We start from the raw sequence: 23,118 nt of genomic DNA, 5'->3' as shown, positions 1-23,118 counted from the left end.
TCAGCCCCGCTTGATCGTGTTGCCGGCGTAGTCAGATCCGGATTCCGAGCCGGAACTGAGGTCGAGCCGGCCGCTCTGCCCGTAGAAGGCGACCGGGTTGCGCCACAGGACCTGATCGACGTCGTCCTCGCCGAAGCCGGCCGCGAGCATGGCGTCGGCGACCTCGCGCGTCTTGAGCGGATCGCTCCGCCCCCAGTCGGCGGCCGAGTTCACCAGCATCCTGTCCGTGCCGTACTGCTTGAGCAGGGTCACCATCCGGTCCGGGTCCATCTTGGTGTCCGGGTAGATCGAGAACCCCATCCAGCAGCCCGAGTCAGCGACCATGCCGACGGTCAACTCATTGAGGTGGTCGACGAGCACCCGCCCGGGGGGAATCCCGGCGGCCCGCACCACGTCGAGCGTCCGGCGGGTGCCCTCGGCCTTGTCCCGGTGCGGAGTGTGCACGAGCACCGGAAGATCATTGTCCTGGGCGAGCGCCAGCTGGGCCTCGAACGCCCGTTCCTCCTCCGCCGTCATCGAGTCGTAGCCGACCTCGCCGACCGCGACGACGGAGTCCTTCAGCAGGTATCGCGGCAACTCGGCCAGCACCGGCGCGCAGCGCGGATCGTTGGCCTCCTTGGGGTTGAGCGCGAGCGCGCAGTGGTGGCGGATGCCGTGCTGCGCGGCGCGGTAGGGCTCCCAGCCGAGCAGCGCGTCGAAGTAGTCGAGGAAGCTGCCCACGTTGGTCCGGGGCTGCCCCAGCCAGAAGGCGGGTTCGACGACGGCCCGGACCCCCGCGTCGTGCATGCGCCGGTAGTCGTCGGTGGTCCGGGAGGTCATGTGGACGTGCGGGTCGAAGATGCGCATTCAGATCCTCTCCAGGACGTCACGCGGGACGGGGCGGCCGGCCGCCCGTAGCTCGGCCGCGTAGTCCGACAACATCCGGGCCAGCTCGGCGTCGAAGCGGCGGTCCAGCCCGGCCACCTCGTCCAGGGGGATCGACATGAAGACGCACTTGAGCACCCCTTGCCGGAAGGAGTGGTCGCCCAGCCACGCCGAGCCGTACGGGCCGAGGGCCGCGGCGACCAGCCGCGCGTCATTGGTGCGAAGCGCGTCCTCCACCAGCGCGACCGCCGTGCCGTCCAGGTCGAGCTCGTGCAGGACGGTCAGGATCGCCAGCCGCTCGCCGCTGTCGCCGGCCTCGTACAGGCTTCGGATCACCGCGGGGTCGCCGCGCAGCGCGCCGAGCAGCGCGCGCCGGGCGTCTGGACCGCCCCGCCGTCCGGCCTGCGGGAAGAGCCGGTGGATCGCGTGCGGGTCAGCCTCGACCTGCCGGACGGCCGAGGCCTGCCACTCCTGTGCGGGCTCCTTCATGTGCCCTCCTCAAGAAGTCGATCGATCGGCGGGCGACCTGCGGGGCCGCAGGGCTGTGCCGGGCCAGTTCCACGGCCACCAGGCCCCGGTAGCCGCGCAGAGCGGCGAGCGCCGGCACGAAGTCGATCTCACCCTCGCCGAACTCCAGGTGCTCGTGGACTCCCCGGCGCATGTCCTCGATCTGCACGTGCACGGTGTACGGCAGCGCCCGCCGGACACAGGTGGCCAGGTCCTCCCGTTCCACGCAGTGACAGTGCCCGATGTCGAGGGTGAGACCGAACCGGGGATGGCCGCCGAGCATCGCCCGCAGCCGCTCATAGCCGTCCAGGTCGGCGACCAGCATCCCGGGTTCGGGTTCGAATCCCAGCGTGACGCCCACCCGATCGGCCTCGTCGAGCAGCCGCGCGCACTGGCGGGCCAGTCGCGTGTACGCCTCCGCCTCCGGCATGCCGTCGGGCCGGACGCCGCTCCACAGATGCACCACGGGAGCGCCCAGGTCGGCGGCGACGCGCATCGCCATGACCAGGAACTCCACTCTGCGTCCGGCGTCCTCGCTGATGAGGGTCGGATGGTGTTTGCGCAGCGGATCGAGGGTGTAGCGCCCGCCCGTCTCGACCACGGTGCCGAGGCCGAGGCGAGCGCAGATCCCGGCGATGCTGGACACCTCCGCGGCCAGCCCGGGGGAGAAGGGGTCGAGATGACCGTGGTCGAGCGTGATGGCCGCACCCGTGTACCCCAGATCGGCCAGGACCGCGAGCGCCTCGGGGAGCCGGTGGCCGGCGAATCCGTTGGTGCAGTAGGCCCACTTCACGATGTCGCCAGCCGGGATGAGAGCCACCGCCCCACGGGGAGCGAACACAGCAGCGCGCCCGCCGTCGCGAACCGGCCGCCGCCCGCGACCGCCGCCGCCTGGAGCGGGATCAGGCCAAGGATGCTCAGGCGGACGGCCCGCCGTACGTTCTCGGGGTCGGGAAGGGTCCGTAACCCGGCCTGGACCGGGAGGGTGGAGGCGAGATAGCCGGCGATGAGGACGCCCGCCCCGGCCCGCGCGGCGGCTCCGCCCCGCGCGCAGGAGGCGGCCGCGAGCCCGGCCGCCACGGTGCTGGCCGCGACCGCGCGCCCGGCGGTCCCGGGCGCCGCCCCCGTCACCTCGGCGCGGCCCAGGACGCTGATCCCGTAGGTGTGCGCGCCTATCGCCAGCGCCGCCGGCAGGGCGGCCCTGGTCTGCTCGCCCGCGCCGAGAAGCACGTCGAGCACGCGGCAGGCCGCCATCGACGCCGGTCCCGCCGCCGTCCGTTTGAGACCCAGGTCGTAGGCCCACACCGCGCCGGCCAGCAGGCCGGCGACGGTGAGACCGCGCCGGCCGCCGGCGAGGGCGGCGGTGGCCAGGCCCGCGCCGGTCAGGGCGGCCGCGAGCCCGAGCGCGGCGCCCGGGCGGACCCGGCCCGACGGGATCGGGCGCTCGGGACGCTCGACGGCGTCCGCCTCACGGTCCGCCCAGTCGTTGAGCGCCATTCCGGACCAGTACACGAGCACCGACGCCAGGGCCAGGCCGGGTGCCGGACGCCGTCCCGCGGCGGCGGCCCCCGCGATGGTGTCCCCCGGCACCGACAGCGCGGCGGGTGCGCGGACCAGTTCGAGCAGCGCCCTCATGACAGCTCCTCGGCGAAGGCGCGCAGCCGGGCGTACTGCGCGGCCAGGGCGTGCTCGTCCGTCCCCAGCGGGCTCTTGAAGAAGTACCCGAGCTCGGGCAGGACGCCGTGCCGCCCTTTCTCCTGCGCGCGGGCGACCAGCCGGGCCAGGTCCAGGACGAGCGGGGCGGCGAGCGCCGAATCGCAGCCCTGCCAGGTGAACTGCAGCGTCATCCGGACGTCGAGGAAGCCCTCGAAGCTCACGTGGTCCCAGGCGGTCTTCCACTCCCCGAGATCCGGGACGTAGTCGATGTGCGTCTCACCCTCCACGGGTTCTCCCAGGACCTTCGTGACGACCTGGTCCTTGGAAAGCCGCTTGCTGGACCTGGCGGCCGGATCGGCGAGTGTCGCCCCGTCGCCGCCGCCGAGCAGGTTGAGCCCGGACCAGGAGCGGACCCGGAGGGCCCGGTCCGCGAACATGGGCGCCAGGGCGCTCTTCACCAGGGTCTCGCCGGTCTTGCCGTCGCGTCCCGCGTACGGCACGCCCCGCCGGGCGGCGAGTTCCGCCAGGGCGGGCAGGGTCGGCCCGGTGGAGGGGGTGAACTCCACATAGCCGCATCCCGCGTGGAACGCCGCGTAGGCGTACAGCGAGCTCGGCGGCAGGACGTCGTCGCCCGCGGCGAGCCGCTCCTCGAGGTCGGCCAGCCTCTCGAACTCCGGGCGCGGATCCACCGGGGGCTCGGTCGACGACACGTTGATGACGACCACCCGGGCCAGCCCGTGCCGGGCGCGGAAGCCGGTGATGTCGTCGATCAGCCGGGTCGCGGCCGATCCGTCGCCGGGGACGTGGCCCGGCCGGATCTCGGCGTCGGCGGCTTCCAGGTCGGACGCGAGCAGCCCCGGGAGGTCCGGTGAGATGACCTCCGCTCTGCCCAGTTGTTCGGCGCGCTTGCGTAAGGAGGTCTCGGCGATGTCATGTCCGCCGAAGACCAGGTCGGTCAGCGGAACCAGTTGCCCGGGAAAGCCGGCGGACTCGCTCACGCATCCACGGGGGGAGGCCGCTCCCGCCCTGATGGCCGCGGCGCCCACGATGGCAGTGGTCGCCACGGATCCTCGTGCCCCGATAAGCCACACACCGAGCTTGTCCATGAAAGCTCCATCGTGTCCGGGACTACCCCGCATGCGAAGGCATCCGGTAGGTGAGTCTTCGCGATGGTAAAAGGTATTTTCGTCGATGGTCAAGCATAAGTAGGCTCATCGTTGTCTTATGGTCTGCCGTCTATGGCCATCGCCGCCCGTTCGTCACGTCCCAAACCCGGGCAATTTAGGCGTGCTGGCGACCAACTTTTGCTTGACCATCGATATAAGCCCGCTTAACATCCCGCACCATGAGCCATAGGCCTGAAAGTCGGCGGGGACGGCTGACCGGATGCTGAGCCTGCGCGGCATCGGCAAGAGCTTCCTGGGCGTGCGGGTGCTGTCCGGGGTGGACCTGGCCGTGACGGCCGGCGAGGTCCACGCCGTCGTCGGCGAGAACGGCGCCGGCAAATCCACCCTCATGAAGATCATCTGCGGGGTGCACGCGCCGGACGAGGGCACGATCGAGCTCGACGGCCGGCCCGTCTCCTTCGGCCATCCGCTCGACGCGCGGCGCTCCGGCATCGCGATCATCTACCAGGAGTTCAACCTGCTGCCCGAGCGCACCGTCGCCGAGAACGTGTTCCTCGGGCGCGAGCCCGTCAGGCGCGGCCTGGTCGACCGGGCCGCCATGGAGGAGGCGACCGCGCGGCTCCTCCACGAGCTGGGCGAGGAGGCCTTCGGCCCGCGCGACGCCGTCAAGCGCCTGCCGGTGGCCCAGCAGCAGATCGTCGAGATCGTCAAGGCGTTGTCGGTGAACGCGCGGCTCATCGTCATGGACGAGCCCACGGCGGCGCTCGCCGAGCACGAGGTCGAGTCGCTCTACCGGCTCATCGGGCGGCTGAGGGAACGCGGCGTCGCCGTCGTGTACATCTCCCACCGATTACGCGAGGTGTTCGATCTCGCCGACCGGGTCACCGTGCTCAAGGACGGCGCGCGCGTCACCACCCTCCCGATCGGTGAGGTGACCCCCGGCGAGCTGATCCGCCTGATGGTGGGCCGCGACCTCGGGACCTACTTCCCGCCCCGCTCGGCGGGCGCCGGCGAGGTACGCCTCAGCCTGCGAGCGGCCGGCAATCACCGGCTCCATGACATCGACCTGGAGCTGCGCGCCGGGGAGATCGTCGGCATCGCGGGCCTGCAGGGATCCGGCAGATCGGAGCTCGCCAGAGCGATCTTCGGCGCGGAGCCCTTCACCACGGGCGAGATGATCCCGTCGCGCCCGCGCTCGGTCCGGGAAGGCGTGGCCCTGGGCATCGGACTCGTGACCGAGGACCGCAAGGCCGAAGGGCTCGCGCTGCGCCAGTCCGTGCGCGACAACGTCCTGCTCGTCGCCCGCGCGGTGCGCGCCGGCGACCGCGCCGGCGTCCGTGACCTGCTCGAACGGGTACGCCTCTCGCCCGTACGCCGGGAACAGGAGGTCCGTTACCTGTCCGGCGGCAACCAGCAGAAGGTCGTGCTGGTCAAGTGGCTGACGATGGCGCCGCGGGTGCTGCTGTTCGACGAGCCGACCCGGGGGATCGACGTCGGGGCCAAGGCCACGATCCACGACCTGATGCGCGAACTGGCGAACGGCGGCATGGCCATCATGATGATCTCCTCCGAGCTGCCCGAGCTCATCGGCATGAGCGATCGCGTCGTCGTCCTGCGCGACGGCCGCGTCGCGGGCACGCTGCCCGCCGGTGCCTCCGAGGAGGCCGTCATGCGCCTGGCCGCGGGAGAGGCGGCCTGAATGCCCCTGCTCACGCGGCTGCGCGAACCCACGCAGGTGGTGTTCCTCGCGCTGCTCGGCCTGGTCGCGGTCGGCTGGGCCCTCGTCGCGCTCGACGGCGGCCAGTTCCTCACCCTGGAGAGCGTCGTCGGGATCCAGCAGCGTTCCGCGGCCCTCGGCATCGTGGCGATCGGGCAGACGCTGGCGATCCTGGCCGGGTCGCTCGACCTGTCGGTGGCGTACCTGATCAGCCTGGCCTCGCTGGTCGCGGCGGAGATCATGGCGGGCCAGGACGGGAACATCGGGCCGGCGGTCGCCGCGGTGCTGGCCATCAGCGCTCTGGTGGGGCTGGTCAACGGGCTGGTCATCACCGGGCTCCGGGTGCACGCCTTCATCGCCACGCTCGGAGTCGCCCTGATCATCAAAGGCGTCGTCGACCACCTGTACGACGGGCCCGCGGGCAAGGTGCCCGAGTCTTTCCAGGTCCTCGGCTACTCCCGGATCGGGCCGATCCCCGTCTCCGCGCTGCTCTGGGCGGGCGTGGCCGTGCTGGCCTGGTTCCTGCTGAGCAGGACCCGGCTCGGATACCGCATCTACGCGGTCGGCGGGAACGAGGAGGTCGCCCGCCTGTCCGGCATCCGCACCGGCCGGGTCATCGTGCTCACCCACGTGCTGTGCTCCGTCTGCGCCGGCATCGCGGGCCTGCTGCTGGCCAGCAGGCTAGGCGCCGGGGCCCCCACGGTGGGCACCGACGGCGGCTACGACCTCGAGTCCATCGCCGCGGTCGTGCTCGGCGGGACCGCGCTGGCCGGCGGCAAGGGCGGCGTCGCCGGAACCGTGGGCGGAGTCCTGCTGCTGGCCGTCCTGGACACCGTCTTCAACCAGCTCGAGGTCAACTCCTTCGTCAAGGACGTGGTCCGCGGCGTGGTCATCGTCGTCGCGGTGGCCGTCTACGCCCGGCGTACCGTGGGACGGCCCGCATGAGGCGGGCCCTTCCCATCCTCGCGGTCCTCGTGGCGCTGCTCACCGCGATCGCCCTGGTCAACCCCCACTTCCTGGAGCCCGCCGGATTCCTGGCGTTCCTCAAACGGGCCGCGCCGCTGGTGATCCTCGCCGCGGGACAGTATTTCGTCATCGTCTCCGGCGAGTTCGACCTGTCGGTCGGCTCGCTGGTGACGGCCGAGGTGGTGATCGCCGCACGCCTCATCGACGGCGACGAGTCCGCCACCTGGCCGGTCCTCGTCCTGCTGATCGTCATCGGGCTGCTCGTCGGGCTGGTCAACGGCGTGGCCACCACCAAGCTGCGGGTGCCGTCGTTCATCGTGACGCTCGGCATGCTGCTCATCCTGTCCGGGGCGGTGTTCCTGTGGACCGGTGGCGCGCCGCGCGGCGCGCTGTCGGAGGGCTTCCGCGTCTTCGGCCGCGGCGGCCTCGGGCCGGTGCCGTGGTCGGTGCTGATCCTCGTGGCCCTGGGCGCGGCGGCGATCCGGCTCATGCGCGCCGACTTCGGCAAGACGCTGATGGCCGCCGGCGACAACGAGCGTGCCGCGGCGCTGTCCGGGGTCCGGGTCGACCGGGTCAAGATCTTCGCTTTCATGCTCTCCGGCCTGGCGGCGGCCGTCGCGGCGATCCTGCTCGGCGGTTTCGCCGGCGTCTCGGCCCAGGTCGGTCAGGGGCTGGAGTTCTCCGCCATCACCGCCGTCGTCCTCGGCGGCGTGGCGCTCGGCGGCGGCCGCGGCTCCGTGCCGGCCGCCATGGCCGGGGCCGTCACGCTGGAGGCGCTGTTCACCCTGCTCAACCTGTACGGGATCTCGGGGGCGCTGGAGTTCACCGTGCAGGGCGTCATCATCATCGCCGCGGTCGCGGCAGGAGCCATCCGGCTTCCCTGGAAGCCCACCCCCCGAAGAGGAGACGCACATGCCGCGTCCTGAGGCCGCAATCGCAGTGTTGGCCGCGCTGGTTCTCGCCGGCTGCACCACCGACAGGCCGACGGCCACCACCCAGCCCGCCGCACCCGCCACGAGCGCTCAGGGCTCCGGCACGGGCACGCAGTCGAAGTTCTTCGTGCAGGCGGATTTCGACGCCCAGCTGGCCATGCGCTCCCAGACACCTCAGGGCCCCGCGGCCAAGCCCTGGGAGCAGGCCATCGACCCGAAGATGATCGACACGGCACAGTACAAGAAGGACGGGCCGTACCACCTGTGCTTCTCCAACGCGGCGGTCAACAACCCCTGGCGCCAGGTCGGATGGAAGACGATGCAGGCCGAGGTGGGCCTGCACGAGGAGATCGGGGAGTTCACCGCGCTGGACGCCGAGGGCAAGGACGACAAGCAGATCTCCGACATCGCCGAGTTGCAGGCCAAGGGCTGCGACGCGCTGATCGTCTCGCCGAACACCACGGCGACGCTCACCCCCGCCGTGACGGCCGCCTGCGCGAAGGTGCCCGTCATCGTGTTCGACCGGGGCGTGGAAACGGACTGCCCGGTGACGTTCATCAAGCCCATCGGCGGCTACGCCTTCGGCGCCGACGCCGCCGAGTTCCTGACCGAGAAGGTGCCGGCGGGCGGGAAGGTGCTGGCGCTGCGCATACTGCCTGGCGTCGACGTGCTGGAGACCCGCTGGTCGGCGGCGAAGGTGGTCTTCGACAGGAGCCGCCTCCAGGTGGTGGGGGTGGAGTTCACCGACGGTGACGCCGCCAAGACCAAGAGCATCGTCAGCGACTACATCCAGCGGCACGGCACGATCGACGGTGTCTGGATGGACGCGGGCGCCACGGCGGTGGCCGCGATCGAGGCGTTCGAGGACGCCGGTCTGCCGGTGCCGCCGATCAACGGCGAGGACCAGCAGGACTTCCTGCAGAAGTGGAAGGACGCCGGGCTCACCGCCGTCGCGCCCACGTACCCGACCTACCAGTGGCGCACCCCGATCATCGCCGCTCTGAAGATCCTCAAGGGCGAGGAGGTTCCGGAGATGTGGAACCTGCCGCAGCCCAAGGTCACCGGCGACAACCTGGCGGACTACCTCCAGCCCGACATGCCGCCGCTGCACTACGCGCTCTGCGGTTGTGAGGACCTGCCCGGGTTCCCGGAGACCTGGGGCGGGAAGAAGGGCTGATCGGCCCCTCCCGAACCGACGACGAAGAGGGACGCCATGTTCTCCATCGGAGTGAACACCTGGGTCTGGGTCTCCCCGCTGACCGACGACGAACTGGCGCGGCTCGCGCCCCGCGTCGCCCGGTGGGGCTTCGACGTCATCGAGCTGCCCGTCGAGCGGCCCGGCGACTGGAACCCGGACAAGGCCGCGGCGGTGCTGGCCGAGCACGGGCTGGCCGCGTCCGTGGTGCTGGTCATGCCGCCGGGGCGCGAGCTCGTGGCCGCGTCCCCGGGGACCGTCCGCGACACCCAGGACTATCTGCGGCACTGCGTCGACGTGGCGGTGACTGTCGGCTCCCCGGTGATCGGGGGGCCGGCGTACGCCTCGGTCGGCCGTACGTGGCGGCTCTCGCCGGACGAACGCCGGGGGGTCTACGCCGAGTTGCGCGAGCATCTGCGGCCCGTCCTGGACCATGCGGCCGAGCGCGGGGTGAAGCTCGCCGTCGAGCCGCTCAACAGGTACGAGACCAGCCTCGTCAACACCGTCGAGCAGGCGCTGGAGGCGCTGCCCGAGGACTGCCACCTGGCGCTCGACGTCTACCACATGAACATCGAGGAGAAGGACCCCGCCCAGGCGGTGCGGCTGGCGGCGGATCGCATCGCGCACGTGCAGGTGTGCGGCACCGACCGCGGCACGCCGGGAGCCGACCGCTTCGACTGGCCGGGCTTCACCCGGGCCCTGCGCGACACCGGCTATCGGGGGCCGCTCGTCATCGAGTCGTTCACCGCGCACAACCGGACCATCGCCACCGCGGCCTCCGTCTGGCGGCCCCTCGCGGAGAGCCAGGACAGGCTGGCCGTGGACGGCCTCGCCTACCTTCGGACCCTGTGATTGAAAGTTTCATACTTATCCTGCTGGGTGGAAGCAAGTGCGGTGGCGACCTTCGGCACGTTGACCTGCTGTTATCGATGGGCGCTCGCCGGATAGGTGGACCGGGCTGGTTTCCCAACTCTGAATAAGCATGCTTAATGGGTCTGTGGCGAGGCGAGACGCCTCACGTCCTCCCTCCGACTCCGACCCGTTGCCGGCACCCCCCAGGAGATCCTTCATGCGAAGATCACGCCTGTTCCCCGCCTTGGTCGCAGCCCTGTCAGGGCTGTTGATGTCCTTGTCGCCGCAGGTGGCGCAGGCGGCCGCGCCGTTCAGGGTGCTGCTGTTCACCGAGACGGCGAGCGGCGCCTACCGGCACGACTCCATCCCCGCGGGTGTCGCGATGTTCCAGCAGCTGGCGGCCGACCACGACTTCCAGCTCGACCACAGCGAGAACTCCGCCGTCTTCACGCCCGCGACCCTGAACACCTACGACGCGGTGATCATGCTCCAGACCAGCGGCATGGTGTGGGACGACGACGCCCAGCGTCAGGCCTTCCAGGCCTACGTGCGCGCCGGCCACGGCGTCGTCGCGATCCACAACGCCACCGACATGAACATCGAGACGCAGTTCCCCTGGTGGGACCAGGTCGTCCTGGCGGGCGCCCACATGACCGCGCACTCGTCGATCCTCCAGGGCACCGCCAAGGTGGCCGACAAGACCCACCCCTCCACGGCAGGGCTGCCCGACCGGTGGGTGCGCGCGGAGGAGTGGTACAACTTCGACAAGAACATGCGGGGCTCGGTGCACGTGCTGGTGACCGCGGACGAGACCACGTACGACGCGGGGCCGAGCAAGATGGGCGTCGACCACCCGATCTCCTGGTGTCACAACCCGGAGGGCGGCCGGGTGTGGGCCACCGCGATGGGCCACCAGGCCTCCTCCTACGCGGAGCCCCTGTTCCGGCAGCACCTGCTGGGCGGCGTGCGGTGGGCGGCGGGCGATGCGCCGGGTGACTGCGGCGGCACGGTCGCGGCCCGGTTCCAGAAGGTGACCCTCGACGGCGCACCGGACCAGCCGATGGAGCTCGACGTGGCCGCCGACGGCAGGGTCTTCTACATCTCGCGCTCCGGCAAGGTGAACATGATCCCCGCCAACGGCGGGGGCACGCGCGTCATCGGCACCCTGCCGGTGTACGACGGCGGCGAGGACGGCGGCATCGGGCTGGCGCTGGATCCGAGCTTCGCCACCAACGGCTGGATCTACGTCAACTACTCGCCGTTGAACGGCGGTGAGGTGAACCGGGTGTCGAGGTTCACCTTCAACGGGACCAGCCTCGACCTGGCGAGCGAGAAGAAGATCATCGAGGTTCCGGCGTACCGCAACGTCGACGAGCCCGGCCACACGGGCGGCTACCTCGCGTTCGGGCCTGGCGGGAACCTGTACATCGGCCCGGGTGACGACACCAATCCCAACGGGTCCAGCGGGTACGCCCCGATCGACGAGCGGCCCGGCCGGGAGCATTACGACGCTCAGCGGTCCTCCGCCAACACCAACGACCTGCGCGGCAAGATCCTGCGCATCCACCCCGAGCCCGGCGGCACCTACACGATCCCGTCCGGCAACCTGTTCGCGCCCGGCACCGCCAAGACCCGGCCGGAGATCTACGCGATGGGCTTCCGCAACCCGTTCCGCTTCTCGGTCGACAAGGTGACGGGCTGGATCTCGGTGGGCGACTACGGACCGGACGCGGGCGCCGCGAACCCCGGCCGCGGTCCCGAGGGCACCGTCGAGTGGAACCTGATCAAGCAGCCCGGCTTCTACGGCTGGCCGTACTGCGTCGGCGACAACCTCCCGTTCAACGACTACAACTTCGCCACCAACACCTCCGGCCCGAAGTTCACCTGCTCGGCACCGGTCAACGACTCGCCCAACAACACCGGTCTGACCAACCTGCCCGCGGCCAAGCCCGCGACCGTGTGGTACGACTACCACGCCTCGGCCCAGTTCCCCGAGATCAACTGCTGCGGCGGCGCCGCCCCGATGGGCGGCCCGTTCTACCGCCATGACCCGGCCAGCGGTTCGGACCGGAAGTTCCCCGCGTACTTCGACGGCACGCCGTTCTTCTACGAATGGAGCCGCAACTTCGTCAAGGAGTTCCGCCTCGACTCCTCGGGCAACCTTCTGAAGATCAACCCGTTCGTGGCGCAGATCGCCCCGCGCGCGCCGATCGACATGAAGTTCGGGCCGGACGGCGCCCTGTACATGGCCGACTGGGGCAACGGCTTCGGCCACGCGAACACCGATGACAGCATCTACCGGGTCGACTACGTGGCCGGGAACCGCGCGCCCCTGGCCAAGGCGAGCGCCGACCCCGACTCGGGCACGGCACCGCTGGTGGTGGCGTTCTCCTCGGCCGGCTCAACCGACCCCGACGGCGACCCGATCACCTACGCGTGGGACTTCGGCGACGGCGGGACCTCCACCGGCGCCAACCCCTCGCACACCTACAACGCCAACGGCACCTTCACGGCCAGGCTGACCGTACGGGACTCCGGCGGGAAGACGGGCAGCGTCACGGTGCCCATCGTCGTCGGCAACACCCGTCCCGGGGTGACCTTCTCGGCCCCGCCCGACGGCGGGTTCATCGACTTCGGCGACCAGGTGGACTACACGGTGAACGTCACCGACGCCGAGGACGGCGCCGCCGACTGCACCAAGGTCAACGTGATCACGGCGCTCGGCCACGACCAGCACGCCCACGACACCGGCCAGTACACCGGTTGCTCCGGAACGGTCACGACCACCGCCTCCGGCCATGACGAGGCCTCCAACGTCTACTACGTCCTGTCCGCCGACTACACCGACAGCGGCGGCCTGAAGGGCTCCGCCGGCCTCACCCTGCAACCGAAACACAAGCAGGCCGAGCACTTCACCGGCTCGTCCGGCATCCGCGTCATCGACGAGTCCGGAGCCGAAGGCGGCAGGCGCATCGGCGACATCTCCAACAACGACTGGATCTCCTTCAGCCCGATCAACCTGTCCGGGATCGACACGGTGTCCTTCCGCGTCTCGGCGCCGTCCAGCACCGGCGCGTCCATCGAACTGCGCGCCGACTCGCCGACCGGGGCCCTCCTCGCCTCCAGCCCCGTGCCGGCGACCGGGGGATGGAACACCTACGTGTCGCTGTCCCCGGTGCGGGTCACCGACCCCGGTGGCACCCGCAATGTCCACGTGGTGTTCAAGGCGCCGTCCGCGAACGCGTTCGACCTGGACTCCGTCACCTTCAACGGCACGGGCGTCGGGCAGGGCGACGACCCGCCCCCGGGCGGCACGAGCGCGCTGCGGGGCGTGGCGTCGAACCGGTGCCTGGACGTCAACGGCGCCTCCCAGGCGAACGGCGCGCAGGTGCTCATCTGGGACTGCAACGGCCAGGCGAACCAGCAGTGGACCGTCACCAGTGCCGGTGAGCTGCGGGTGTACGGCGGCAAGTGCCTGGACGTGAACGGGGCCGGGACGGCCGACGGCACCGCGGTGATCATCTGGGACTGCAACGGCCAGAACAACCAGAAGTGGCGCCTCAACACCGACGGCAGCATCACCGCGGTCGGCGCGAACAAGTGCCTGGACGTCAACGGCACCGCCAACGGCACCAGGGCACGCATCTGGACCTGCACCGGCGGCGCCAACCAGAAGTGGACCCGCGTCTGATCCCCTGCGACGCCCGCGTGAGCCGGGGACCGACCACCACTCCGTAGGAAACGGGATGCGAGATGTCTGATCTATCACGAAGGCAAGTCCTCAGATTCGGCGCCGCCGGAGCCGGAGCCTTCCTGCTGCCGCCGGCATGGACCGCCGCCGCCCGGGCCGCCTCGGCGCCCCCTCCTGAGGTGAGCGCCGCGAACGATCTGGCCCTCTGGTACGACGAGAGCGCCGGCACGGACTGGCTGCGGGCGCTCCCGATCGGCAACGGCCGCCTGGGCGCCATGGTGTTCGGCAACGTCGACACCGAGCGGTTGCAGCTCAACGAGGACACCGTCTGGGCCGGTGGACCGTACGACCAGAGCAACCCCCGAGGGGCGGCGGCGCTGGGCCAGATCCGGCAACTGGTCTTCCAGAACCAGTGGAGCCAGGCCCAGACGATGATCGACCAGAACATGCGGGGAAACCCGGTGGGACAGCTGGCCTACCAGACCGTCGGTGATCTGCGGCTCGGCCTCGGCAGCGCCTCCGGGGTCGCGGAGTACAACCGTCATCTGGATCTCACCACGGCCACCACCGCCGTGTCCTATCTGCAGAACGGCGTCAGGTACCGGCGCGAGGTGCTCGCGAGCGCGCCCGATCAGGTGATCGCCGTCCGCCTGACCGCCGACAGGCCGGGCTCGATCACGTTCTCCGCGACCTTCGGCAGCCCGCAACGGGCGACGCGCTCCAGCCCGGACGGGACCACGGTCGCGCTCGACGGCGTCTCGGGCGACATGGAGGGAGTGGCCGGCTCGGTCCGCTATCTGGCGCTGGCGCGGGCCGTCGCCGAGGGCGGCAGCGTCAGCAGCTCCGGCGGCACCCTGCAGGTCAGGTCCGCCAACAGCGTGACGCTGCTGGTCTCCATCGGCTCCAGTTACCGTAACTTCCGCGACGTCGGCGGCGACTACCAGGGCATCGCCCGGCGCCATCTCGACGCCGCCACCGGCAGGACCTACGACGACCTGCGCGGCCGGCACGTCGCCGACTACCAGCGGTTGTTCGGGCGCACCACGCTCGACCTCGGCCGCACCGCGGCAGCCGACCAGCCGACCGACGTGCGGATCGCCCAGCACGCGAACACCGACGACCCGCAGTTCTCCGCGCTGCTGTTCCAGTACGGCCGATATCTGCTGATCTCCTCCTCCCGGCCGGGCACGCAGCCGGCCAACCTCCAGGGCATCTGGAACGACTCGCTCACCCCGGCCTGGGACTCGAAGTACACCATCAACGCGAACCTGCCGATGAACTACTGGCCGGCCGACACGACGAACCTGTCCGAGTGCTACGAACCGGTGTTCGCGATGCTCGACGAACTCGCGGTCAGCGGCGCCCGGACGGCCCGCGTCCAGTACGACGCCGGCGGTTGGGCGACCCATCACAACACCGACGCGTGGCGGGGGACGTCGGTCGTCGACGGCGCGTTCTGGGGCATGTGGCAGACCGGCGGAGCGTGGCTGGCCACCCTCGTCTGGGACCACTACGGTTTCACCGGCGACCTGGAGTTCCTCCGGCGCTACTACCCCGCGATGAAAGGCGCCGCGCAGTTCTTCCTGGAGACCCTCGTGCAGGAACCTCAGCTCGGGTATCTGGTCACCAACCCGTCGAACTCTCCAGAACTGGCCCACCACGCGGGCGTCAGCGTCTGCGCCGGCCCCACCATGGACAACCAGATCCTGCGCGACCTGTTCGACGGCTGCGCCCAGGCCTCCCAGACGCTCGGCGTCGACGCCGACTTCCGGGCGCGGGTCCTGGCCGCCCGGGACCGGCTACCGCCGATGAAGATCGGCTCGCGCGGCAACATCCAGGAGTGGCTGTACGACTGGGTCGAGACCGAGCCCGCCCACCGGCACATCTCCCACCTCTACGGCCTGCACCCCAGCAACCAGATCACCAAGCGCGGCACCCCGGCGCTGTACACCGCCGCCCGGCGCACCCTCGAACTCCGCGGGGACGACGGGACCGGCTGGTCCCTGGCCTGGAAGATCAACTACTGGGCGCGGATGGAGGAGGGCGCTCGTGCGCACACGCTGCTCCGCCTCCTGGTGACGACGGCCCGGCTGGCGCCGAACATGTTCGACCTGCACCCGCCGTTCCAGATCGACGGCAACTTCGGCGCCACGTCCGGCGTCGCCGAGATGCTGCTGCAGAGCCACAACGGCGAGCTGCACGTGCTGCCGGCCCTGCCGCCGGCCTGGCCCAACGGCACGGTACGGGGTCTTCGAGGACGCGGCGGCCACACCGTGGACGCGACCTGGAGCTCCGGCGGGGCCACCGAGATCCTCCTGAGGTTCGACCGTGGCGGGACGGTCAACGTGCGCGCCCGGATCTTCGCCGGGACCTACCAGGTGGTCGACACCACGACCGGCGATGCCGTCAGCGTCGCCAAACCCGAGAACGACGTCATCAGACTGACCGGTCAAGCCGGTCGTACGTACCGCATGACCGGGTCCGGCCCCGCGCCCGCGAGCCACGTGCGGATCACCAACGCGACCACCGGCCTGGTGCTGGACAGCGGCGGGAACGTCGCCTCCGGGTCGAACCTCAAGCAGTGGAACTGGGACGGCAGCACCAACCTGCAGTGGCAGCTCGTGGACCTGGGCGGCGGCTGGTACCGCATCGTCAACCGCACCAACGCCATGGTCATCGACAGCTGGGGCAACACCGCCAACGGCGCCAACGCCCGGCAGGCGGCCTGGAACGGCGGCGCCAACCAGCAGTGGCGACTCAACAGCACGGGCAACGGCCGCCACCAGATCATCAACCGGGGCACCGGCACCGCCCTGGACGGCATGGGCAACAGCACCGCCGGCTCCATCGTCGCCCTGTGGACGCCGAACAGCAGCACCAACAACCAGTGGACGATCATGAGCACCTGACCGTCCATACCCGTCCGTGGAACGGTACGCGGTTGGCGGCCATGCCGTGCTGCGCTACGGTATGCGCGGAGTGCCGGGAAGCCTGGTCGGCGGCGTCTTCAGCCGTACGACTCCACGGGGGCTCCCTGATGCGTGGCTCATGGCCTGCTGCCCAGCAGCCGGCGAGGGCGGGTAACCGGAAGGCACGGCGCCGGCCTGCGGTGCCGGGCCGCGGCCGGCACCCGGCGGTGATGATCTCGGTGGGATTCGGGACCGCTGTGCTGATCGGCACGCTGCTGCTCGGCCTCCCGCTGGCCACCACCGAGGGCGACTCCTCCCACTGGCTCACCGCGCTGTTCACCGCCACCTCGGCCGTCTGCGTGACCGGCCTGATCGTGGTGGACACCGAAACGCACTGGTCGGTGTTCGGCGAGGTGGTGATCGTCTTTCTCATCCAGGTGGGCGGTCTGGGCATCATGACACTGGCCACGCTGATCATCGTGATGATCTCGGGCCGGATCGGCCTGCGCGCCCGCCTGTCGGCCCAGTTGGAGACCAAATCGGTGGTCGCCGCCGACCTTCGCCGGGTTCTGCGGAAGGTGGTGATGTTCAGCATCGTCTGCGAGGCCGCTGTCGCGGTGGTCCTCACGGTCCGCTTCGTCACCGGATACGGCGAGCCGCTCGGCCGGGCAGCCTACCTGGGCCTCTTTCACTCGGTGTCGGCCTTCAACAATGCCGGCTTCGCCCTGTGGCCCGACAGTCTGATGCGCTTCGTCGCGGATCCGTGGATCTGCCTGCCCGTGGCACTGGCTGTCGTCGTCGGCGGGCTCGGCTACCCAGTGGTCTTCGAACTCCTGCGGACCTGGCGGCATCCGGGCCGCTGGTCGATCCTGACCCGGGTCACCGTCGGCTTGAGCGTGGTCCTCCTCGGCGGCGGTACGTTGACGTTCCTGGCGATCGAGTGGCACAACCCCGCCACGATGGGCCCGCTGGATGATTCCGGCAAGCTGCTGGCGGCCTTCTTCGCCGCCGTCATGCCACGCTCCGGAGGCTTCAACTCCATCGACATCGGCCAGATGAACCCCTCCTCCTGGCTGCTCACCGACGTGCTGATGTTCATCGGCGGCGGCAGCGCCGGCACCGCGGGCGGGATCAAGGTCACCACGTTCGGGTTTCTGGTGTTCGCCATCTGGTCGGAGCTGCGCGGCGAGCACCAGGTCAACATCGGCCACCGCCGCCTGCCGTCCACCACCCAGCGTCAGGCGCTGTCCATCAGCTTGATCGGCGCCATCCTGGTCACGTTCTCCACCTGGCTCATGCTGATGATCTCTCCGCACAGTCTCGACCAGGTGCTGTTCGAGGTGATCTCGGCCTTCTCCACCAACGGCCTGTCCACCGGCATCACCGCCGACACCACGCTGGCCGGGCATGTGCTGCTCAGCGTGCTGATGTTCATCGGGCGCATCGGCCCGCTGACGCTGGGCTCCGCGCTCGCCCTGAAGCAGCGCACTCGTCGTTACGAGCTGCCGGAGGAGAAGGTGATCGTCGGCTGACACCGGCACCGGTCACAGGAGGTTCACAGGGTCAGATCGCGGCGGCGGAGTCCGTACAGACCCACCGCGGCCAAGCCTGCCGCCACGACGGTGAGCCCGGCCAGCGTGCCCGGTCCGGGGCTGGCCAGCGTGGAGTAATGGACGTGGGCGAACGGGGAGATCATGAAGAGCGAGTCGTTCACCAGGCCGACCTCCCAGGCGACTTCGAGGGCGATGGTCAGGACCAGGGCGGTCCACCCCACGACCGCTCCGGCCCGCCGGAACAGCCCGAACGCCGCCACGGCGATCCCGGCCATCACCCAGATGCCGGGCAGGATGACCGTGGTGAGGGCCAACCCGCCGGGGAAGTCGCCGGTGCCGAGGCCCAGCGCGAGGCCGGCGATCACCAGCATGGCGACGGGGACCGTCACCGCGAACAGGAGATGGGCAGCCGCCCACCGGGTCCGGCTCACCGGGCCGGACAGGAAAAGCTCGGTGGCCTCGTCGCCGCGCAGGCGCAGCACCGTCATGATCGCGTACAGGGAGACGGAGAACACCGCCAGCTCGTACACGACGAGCTTGAAGAAGATCCGCGCGGGATCGTCCTCTCCCGTGCGCCCGGCCCAGTAGTCCAGCGCACCGCTCTGACCGAACGTCTCGACGGCGGTCTGCCCGCCGAGCCCGAGCCCCGCGCCGATGAAGGCGGCGCCGGCGATCCACGCCAGTGCCGCCCCCCGGTGCGTCCGCCAGGCCAGCCCGAGCGGTCCGCGCAGACCGGCCGGCGCGCGGGCGGGGCCGAGGCGGGGCGGCAGGAGACCGGCGCCGAGGTCGCGGCGGGCCGACAGCGCGAAGGCCGCCCACGCCATGGCCGCGACGAACGCCGCGACCAGCGCGAACACCCACCACTGCTCGCCGCCGAAGGCGCGCGCCCGCAGGAACCAGCCGTTCGGTACGAGCCAGCCCAGCCATTCCATCCCGGGGCCGCCCAGGTCGCTGACGCCCCGGAGGAGGTAGGCCGCGAAGAACACGGTGAAGGCCGCGGCTCCGGCCACGCGGGCGCTCTGGGTCAGCTGCACGGCCACCGCGGCCAGCGCGGCCCCGACCCAGCCACCCGACGCGGCGGTCAGGCCCCAGGCGAGGGAGCCGGCCGGAGGGAGCCCGGCGCTCACGCCGACCACCGCGATCAGTGCGGCGAGCACCAGGTTCGCGCCCAGCACGACGGTGAGGGCGGCGGTCAGCGGGGCGCGCCGCCCCACGGCGGCCGAGCCGACGAGCTCCCGCCGCCCTTGCTCCTCGTCGGAGCGGGTGTGCTTGACCAGGAGGACGATGCTGGCCAGGGCGGCGAAGATGGTGGTGGCGGCGGCCCGCTGCTGGGCGGCGGCGGCGCCCACGCTGTCGCCGTACGCGGGTCCCTGCAGCAGGAGGATCACGGGGTTCCGCGCGATCTCCTCGACGTAGTGCAGGACCGCGTCCCGGGTGGGGAGCAGTTGCCGGATGGTGGTCACCGTGGTCGCGACGAAGAGGACGACGGACAGGATCCACAGCGGCTGCCAGACGCGGTCGCGACGCAGGATCAGCCGGATCAGCGCTGTCGTGTTCATCGGTAGTGCCTCATGAACAGCTCTTCGAGAGTGGGCGGCTGGGCGGTGATGTCGCGCACGCCGTACTGCGCCAGGTGGGCCAGCACGTCGCCGATGTGGTCGGTGTCGGCCTGGAAACGCACCCGGCCGCCGTCCGTGCTCAGGTCGTGGACATGGGGGAGCCCACCGGCCGGGACCCTGGCGAGTTCGGCCGTGACGGAGACGCGTGTGAGATGGCGTAGCTGCGCGAGGGTGCCGGCCTCCACGATGCGGCCGTCGCGGATGATGCTCACCCGGTCGCAGAGCGCCTCGACCTCGGCGAGGATGTGGCTGGAGAGCAGGACCGTGCGGCCCTTGCGCCGTTCTTCCGCGACGACCTCGCGGAAGATCGCCTCCATCAGCGGATCGAGGCCGGAGGTCGGCTCGTCCAGCAGGAGCAGCTCCACCTCGGAGGCGAGCGCGGCGATCAGCGCGACCTTCTGCCGGTTGCCCTTGGAGTAGGTCCGGGCCTTCTTACGAGGATCCAGGGCGAAACGCTCGATCAGCTCGCCGCGCCGCCTGGCGTCGGCGCGGCCGCGCAGCCGGCCGAGCAGGTCGATCACCTCGCCGCCGGACAGGCTCGGCCAGAGGGTGACGTCGCCGGGGACGTAGGCGAGCCGCCGGTGCAGCTCGACGGCGTCGGCCCAGGGGTCGCCGCCGAGCAGCCGGACCTGGCCGCCGTCCTTGCGCAGCAGGCCGAGAAGGATGCGCAGGGTCGTGGTCTTGCCGGCGCCGTTGGGGCCGAGGAAGCCGTGCACCTCTCCTTCCCGCACGGTCATGTCCAGGCCGTCCAGCGCGCGGACCCGGCCGAACTCCTTGGTCAGCCCGTGGATCTCGATCACGTCAGTCACGGGGGTGCTCCTTCATGTGGTGATCGGTGACGGCCTGGCGGACCTGGTCTCCGGGTCCCGAGGTGATCCACTGCCCCAGGTGCGCGTAGACGTCGGCCATGGCGATGCCGAGCCGGGGGAGATTCGTCCTGCTGAGCGTGTCGACGCCCATCCGACGGGACAGGTGTGTGTGGAGCACGATCGTGCTGAGGTGCATCGCCGCCATCACGGCGGCGCGTTCGCGAACCTTGGCCTCGTGCGGGGGGAAGTCGTCCGGCCAGTTCTCCACGAGGAACCGCTCGGCGGCGTCGGCGCCTTCGTCGAACAACACCGCCGCCACGCCCCAGCCCTCGGCCAGGGCCCGGGCGAGGTAGCGGACGCTGAGCTCGTTGGCCTCGTACATGCCCTGGATGACGTCGGGGGTGACCTCGACGCCGTCCTGGACCTGGCCCGCGGCGCCCATCATGGTGGCACGGACGTGCGCGTCGCAGGCCTCCCGCAGCCCTTCCTTGGAGCCGAAATGGTGCTGCACCAGGCCGACCGAGACACCGGCGGCATCGGCGACGGCCTTCAGCGTCGCCCCCTTGAAGCCGCGCTCGGCGAACTCCGCCAGGGCCGCGTCGCGGATCCGCGCGCGAGCGGTCAGGTCCTCGGGCGGTCGATCATAGGCTGAACACATGACCCGGATACTATATGGCCATATTGTTTCCGGCAAGATCGTATTGTTCTGGAGTCGGCGGGCCGATCTAGTCAGCCGATGATCATCTTTTCCTCCGGCAGTTCGTAGCGGCGTGTGCGTTCCTTCAGCGCCAGCGCGGAGCCGAGCGTCACCGGGCCGATGCGGCCGACGAACATGAGCACGGTCAGCAGCAGGTGCCCGGCGGGTGTGACGGCAGCGGTGATGCCGGTGGACAGCCCGACCGTGCCGAACGCGGAGACGACCTCGAACAGCACCTGATCCAGGGTGTGCGGGGTGAGCACGAGCAGCACGTAGGTGGACATGGCGACCAGGCCCATGCTCATCGCGGCGATGGTGATCGCCTGGCGTTGCGTGGCCGACGTCAGCTGCCGGTGGCCGATGGTGACCCGCGGCTCGCCGCGCATCTCGGCCCAGACGACGAACGCCAGCACGCCGAAGGTGGTGACCTTGATGCCGCCGGCCGTGCCGGCGGTGCCTCCGCCGATGAACATCAGCACGTCGGTGACCAGCAAGCTGGAGGGGGTCATGGAAGCGATGTCGAGGCTGTTGAAGCCGGCGGTACGAGGCATCACGGCGGTGAAGAAGCCGGCCAGCACCTTGTCGTCATCGCTCAACGCCCCCAGCGTCCTGGGGTTGCTCCACTCGGCGGCCAGGAAGACCAGGGTGCCGATCAGGAGCAGGATGACGGTCATGCCGACGGTGATGCGGGTCAGAAGCGACCACCGGCCGGGGTGCCGCCACGAGCGGCGCAGCTCGAACAGCACCGGGAAGCCGAGCCCGCCCACGACGACCGCGGCGGCGATGGTCAGGCAGATCCACGGATCGGCGGCGAACCGGGTCAGACTGTCCGGCCACAGTGCGAATCCGGCGTTGTTGAAGGCCGACACGGCGTGGAAGACGCCCAGGTAGAGCGCCCGGCCGAACGGCTCGCCGTACCCGAGAAGAAACCGCAAGGTGAGGATGACGGCGACGACCGCCTCACTGAACAGGCTGAACAGCACCACGTTGCGCACGATGCGCCGCAGATCGCCGGCGGTGAGTGACTTGGTCTCGGCCTGGGCGAACAGCCGGGCGCGCAGCCCCAGCCGCCCGGAGATCAGCAGGGTGAACACGGTGGCCAGGGTCATGATGCCCAGACCGCCCACCTGGATCAGCAGGGCGATCACCGCCTCGCCGAACGCCGACCAATGTCCGCCCGTGTCGACGATCACCAGGCCGGTCACGCACACCGCCGAGGTCGCGGTGAACAGCGCAGTGATCCAGTCGGTGGGTTCCGCCGAGGCGCTGGCCAGGGGAGAGGACAACAGTACGGTGCCGACGAGCACCGCGGCCGCGAAACCAGTCGTGATCACCTGTGCCGGGTGCTGGAACCGGCCCAGCAGAGCCGCGACCGGTCCGCCGCGCCTCACGACGTTTCCCGGCGCAGGTAGTGGACCGTCCCGGATTTCCTCTCCCGTTTCATGGTCATCACGTTCACCGCTCCAGACTTCACCTTGAGAACAGCGGAATCACGTCGAACGCTGAGGAAGGCTCGGCCCGCGTTCGTCGTGTCGCTGTGTACCTGGCCTCTATGGCGGCGATCGGGTTCGGTTCCGGACGCCAGGGGCATACCGACCAACGGAATCCCCACATCGCCGCTCCCCGACAAGCGGTGCAGGAAGGACCTTCATGATCGGCTTCATTGTCGCAGGGCTCATCATCGGCGCTCTCGCGCGGCTCATCAAGCCGGGCAAGCAGAACCTCGGCCTGCTGGCGACCCTGCTGCTGGGCCTGGTGGGCTCGTTGATCGGCGGCACCGTGGCCAGCCTGCTCGGCACCGGCGACATCTTCGAGCTCAATGTGCTCGGTTTCGTCGTGGCTGTGATCGCCGCGGTGGCCTTGGTGGGCACCGCGGAGGCCATCGTCGGCTCAAGGCGCCGGCGAGAGGTGCGATGATCGCAGCAGGCTCTCCGCCGCGTTCGGCGATCGCGCATGCGTTGCCTCGTCAACCGCCGTCGTGCGCGGAGCTTCTTCGACCGGCCTGTACGGGCGCGGCCATGATG

18 protein-coding genes are annotated in these 23,118 nt (G+C 70.5%); 9 read left to right on the top strand and 9 right to left on the bottom strand.

All coding sequences use genetic code 11. The features are described 5' to 3' along the window. The 5 genes from FR742_RS19300 to FR742_RS19280 are packed head-to-tail and all read right to left on the bottom strand — an operon-like array spanning nucleotide 1 to nucleotide 4,133. Nucleotides 1–846 carry a TatD family hydrolase gene (locus tag FR742_RS19300; RefSeq protein WP_148032233.1) on the bottom strand — a complete coding sequence of 282 codons (846 nt, stop codon included), beginning with the start codon at nucleotides 844–846 and terminating at the stop codon, nucleotides 1–3. Then, nucleotides 847–1,353, bottom strand: coding sequence for an EboA domain-containing protein (locus FR742_RS19295; RefSeq protein ID WP_148032232.1), 507 nt, complete (start codon nucleotides 1,351–1,353; stop codon nucleotides 847–849). It lies immediately after the preceding gene. Beyond that, nucleotides 1,298–2,191, bottom strand: coding sequence for a sugar phosphate isomerase/epimerase (locus FR742_RS19290; RefSeq protein WP_261808624.1), 894 nt, complete (start codon nucleotides 2,189–2,191; stop codon nucleotides 1,298–1,300). The genes FR742_RS19295 and FR742_RS19290 overlap by 56 nt, the downstream gene beginning before the upstream one ends. Continuing rightward, nucleotides 2,161–3,006 carry an SCO3242 family prenyltransferase gene (locus FR742_RS19285; RefSeq protein ID WP_148032231.1) on the bottom strand — a complete coding sequence of 282 codons (846 nt, stop codon included), beginning with the start codon at nucleotides 3,004–3,006 and terminating at the stop codon, nucleotides 2,161–2,163. Before FR742_RS19285 ends, FR742_RS19290 begins: the two co-directional genes overlap by 31 nt. After that, nucleotides 3,003–4,133: an inositol-3-phosphate synthase gene (locus tag FR742_RS19280; protein ID WP_222708979.1), complete on the bottom strand. Its 1,131-nt coding sequence runs from the start codon at nucleotides 4,131–4,133 to the stop codon at nucleotides 3,003–3,005. Before FR742_RS19280 ends, FR742_RS19285 begins: the two co-directional genes overlap by 4 nt. Nucleotides 4,134–4,413: 280 nt before the next feature. Here FR742_RS19280 and FR742_RS19275 point away from each other — a divergent pair, with 280 nt between their 5' ends. The 8 genes from FR742_RS19275 (at nucleotide 4,414) to FR742_RS19240 (ending at nucleotide 17,948) form a co-directional block, all read left to right on the top strand. Next, nucleotides 4,414–5,853 carry a sugar ABC transporter ATP-binding protein gene (locus FR742_RS19275; protein ID WP_148032229.1) on the top strand — a complete coding sequence of 480 codons (1,440 nt, stop codon included), beginning with the start codon at nucleotides 4,414–4,416 and terminating at the stop codon, nucleotides 5,851–5,853. After that, the gene (locus tag FR742_RS19270) at nucleotides 5,854–6,816 is read left to right on the top strand and encodes an ABC transporter permease (RefSeq protein WP_148032228.1); all 963 of its coding nucleotides are present in this window, start codon (nucleotides 5,854–5,856) and stop codon (nucleotides 6,814–6,816) included. Then, entirely contained in the window at nucleotides 6,813–7,763 is a 951-nt protein-coding gene (locus tag FR742_RS19265) for an ABC transporter permease (protein WP_148032227.1), read from the top strand. The genes FR742_RS19270 and FR742_RS19265 overlap by 4 nt, the downstream gene beginning before the upstream one ends. After that, nucleotides 7,750–8,946 carry a substrate-binding domain-containing protein gene (locus tag FR742_RS19260; RefSeq protein ID WP_148032226.1) on the top strand — a complete coding sequence of 399 codons (1,197 nt, stop codon included), beginning with the start codon at nucleotides 7,750–7,752 and terminating at the stop codon, nucleotides 8,944–8,946. The genes FR742_RS19265 and FR742_RS19260 overlap by 14 nt, the downstream gene beginning before the upstream one ends. A 36-nt stretch (nucleotides 8,947–8,982) precedes the next feature. Continuing rightward, complete coding sequence (locus FR742_RS19255) at nucleotides 8,983–9,816, top strand: sugar phosphate isomerase/epimerase (protein ID WP_148032225.1); 834 nt, start codon at nucleotides 8,983–8,985, stop codon at nucleotides 9,814–9,816. 217 nt (nucleotides 9,817–10,033) lie between these two features. After that, entirely contained in the window at nucleotides 10,034–13,507 is a 3,474-nt protein-coding gene (locus tag FR742_RS19250; protein WP_148032224.1) for a ThuA domain-containing protein, read from the top strand. A gap of 62 nt (nucleotides 13,508–13,569) precedes the next feature. Further along, complete coding sequence (locus FR742_RS19245; RefSeq protein ID WP_148032223.1) at nucleotides 13,570–16,416, top strand: glycosyl hydrolase family 95 catalytic domain-containing protein; 2,847 nt, start codon at nucleotides 13,570–13,572, stop codon at nucleotides 16,414–16,416. Nucleotides 16,417–16,646: 230 nt separating this feature from the next. Continuing rightward, complete coding sequence (locus tag FR742_RS19240; RefSeq protein WP_148032222.1) at nucleotides 16,647–17,948, top strand: TrkH family potassium uptake protein; 1,302 nt, start codon at nucleotides 16,647–16,649, stop codon at nucleotides 17,946–17,948. 23 nt (nucleotides 17,949–17,971) lie between these two features. On the opposite strand, the gene FR742_RS19235 is transcribed toward FR742_RS19240, so the two are convergent. The 4 genes from FR742_RS19235 to FR742_RS19220 form a co-directional block, all read right to left on the bottom strand. Then, complete coding sequence (locus FR742_RS19235) at nucleotides 17,972–19,528, bottom strand: ABC transporter permease (RefSeq protein WP_148032221.1); 1,557 nt, start codon at nucleotides 19,526–19,528, stop codon at nucleotides 17,972–17,974. Continuing rightward, on the bottom strand, nucleotides 19,525–20,397 hold the full coding sequence (locus FR742_RS19230; RefSeq protein ID WP_148032220.1) for an ABC transporter ATP-binding protein: 873 nt from the start codon (nucleotides 20,395–20,397) through the stop codon (nucleotides 19,525–19,527). Before FR742_RS19230 ends, FR742_RS19235 begins: the two co-directional genes overlap by 4 nt. Then, a complete protein-coding gene (locus FR742_RS19225; RefSeq protein WP_148032219.1) occupies nucleotides 20,390–21,055 on the bottom strand; it encodes a TetR/AcrR family transcriptional regulator in 666 nt (221 codons plus the stop codon). The genes FR742_RS19230 and FR742_RS19225 overlap by 8 nt, the downstream gene beginning before the upstream one ends. Before the next feature lie 71 nt (nucleotides 21,056–21,126). Next, entirely contained in the window at nucleotides 21,127–22,485 is a 1,359-nt protein-coding gene (locus tag FR742_RS19220) for a TrkH family potassium uptake protein (RefSeq protein ID WP_261808623.1), read from the bottom strand. 259 nt (nucleotides 22,486–22,744) lie between these two features. On the opposite strand from FR742_RS19220, the gene FR742_RS19215 reads away from it, so the two are divergent. Further along, the gene (locus FR742_RS19215) at nucleotides 22,745–23,011 is read left to right on the top strand and encodes a GlsB/YeaQ/YmgE family stress response membrane protein (RefSeq protein WP_148032218.1); all 267 of its coding nucleotides are present in this window, start codon (nucleotides 22,745–22,747) and stop codon (nucleotides 23,009–23,011) included. Nucleotides 23,012–23,118 lie beyond the last annotated feature (107 nt).

Origin of the sequence: Nonomuraea sp. C10, assembly GCF_008017515.1 — a bacterium.
Lineage (GTDB): Bacteria > Actinomycetota > Actinomycetes > Streptosporangiales > Streptosporangiaceae > Nonomuraea > Nonomuraea ferruginea.
Note: the sequence above shows the minus strand (reverse complement) of the source record. Positions and strands in the feature narration are given on the sequence as shown.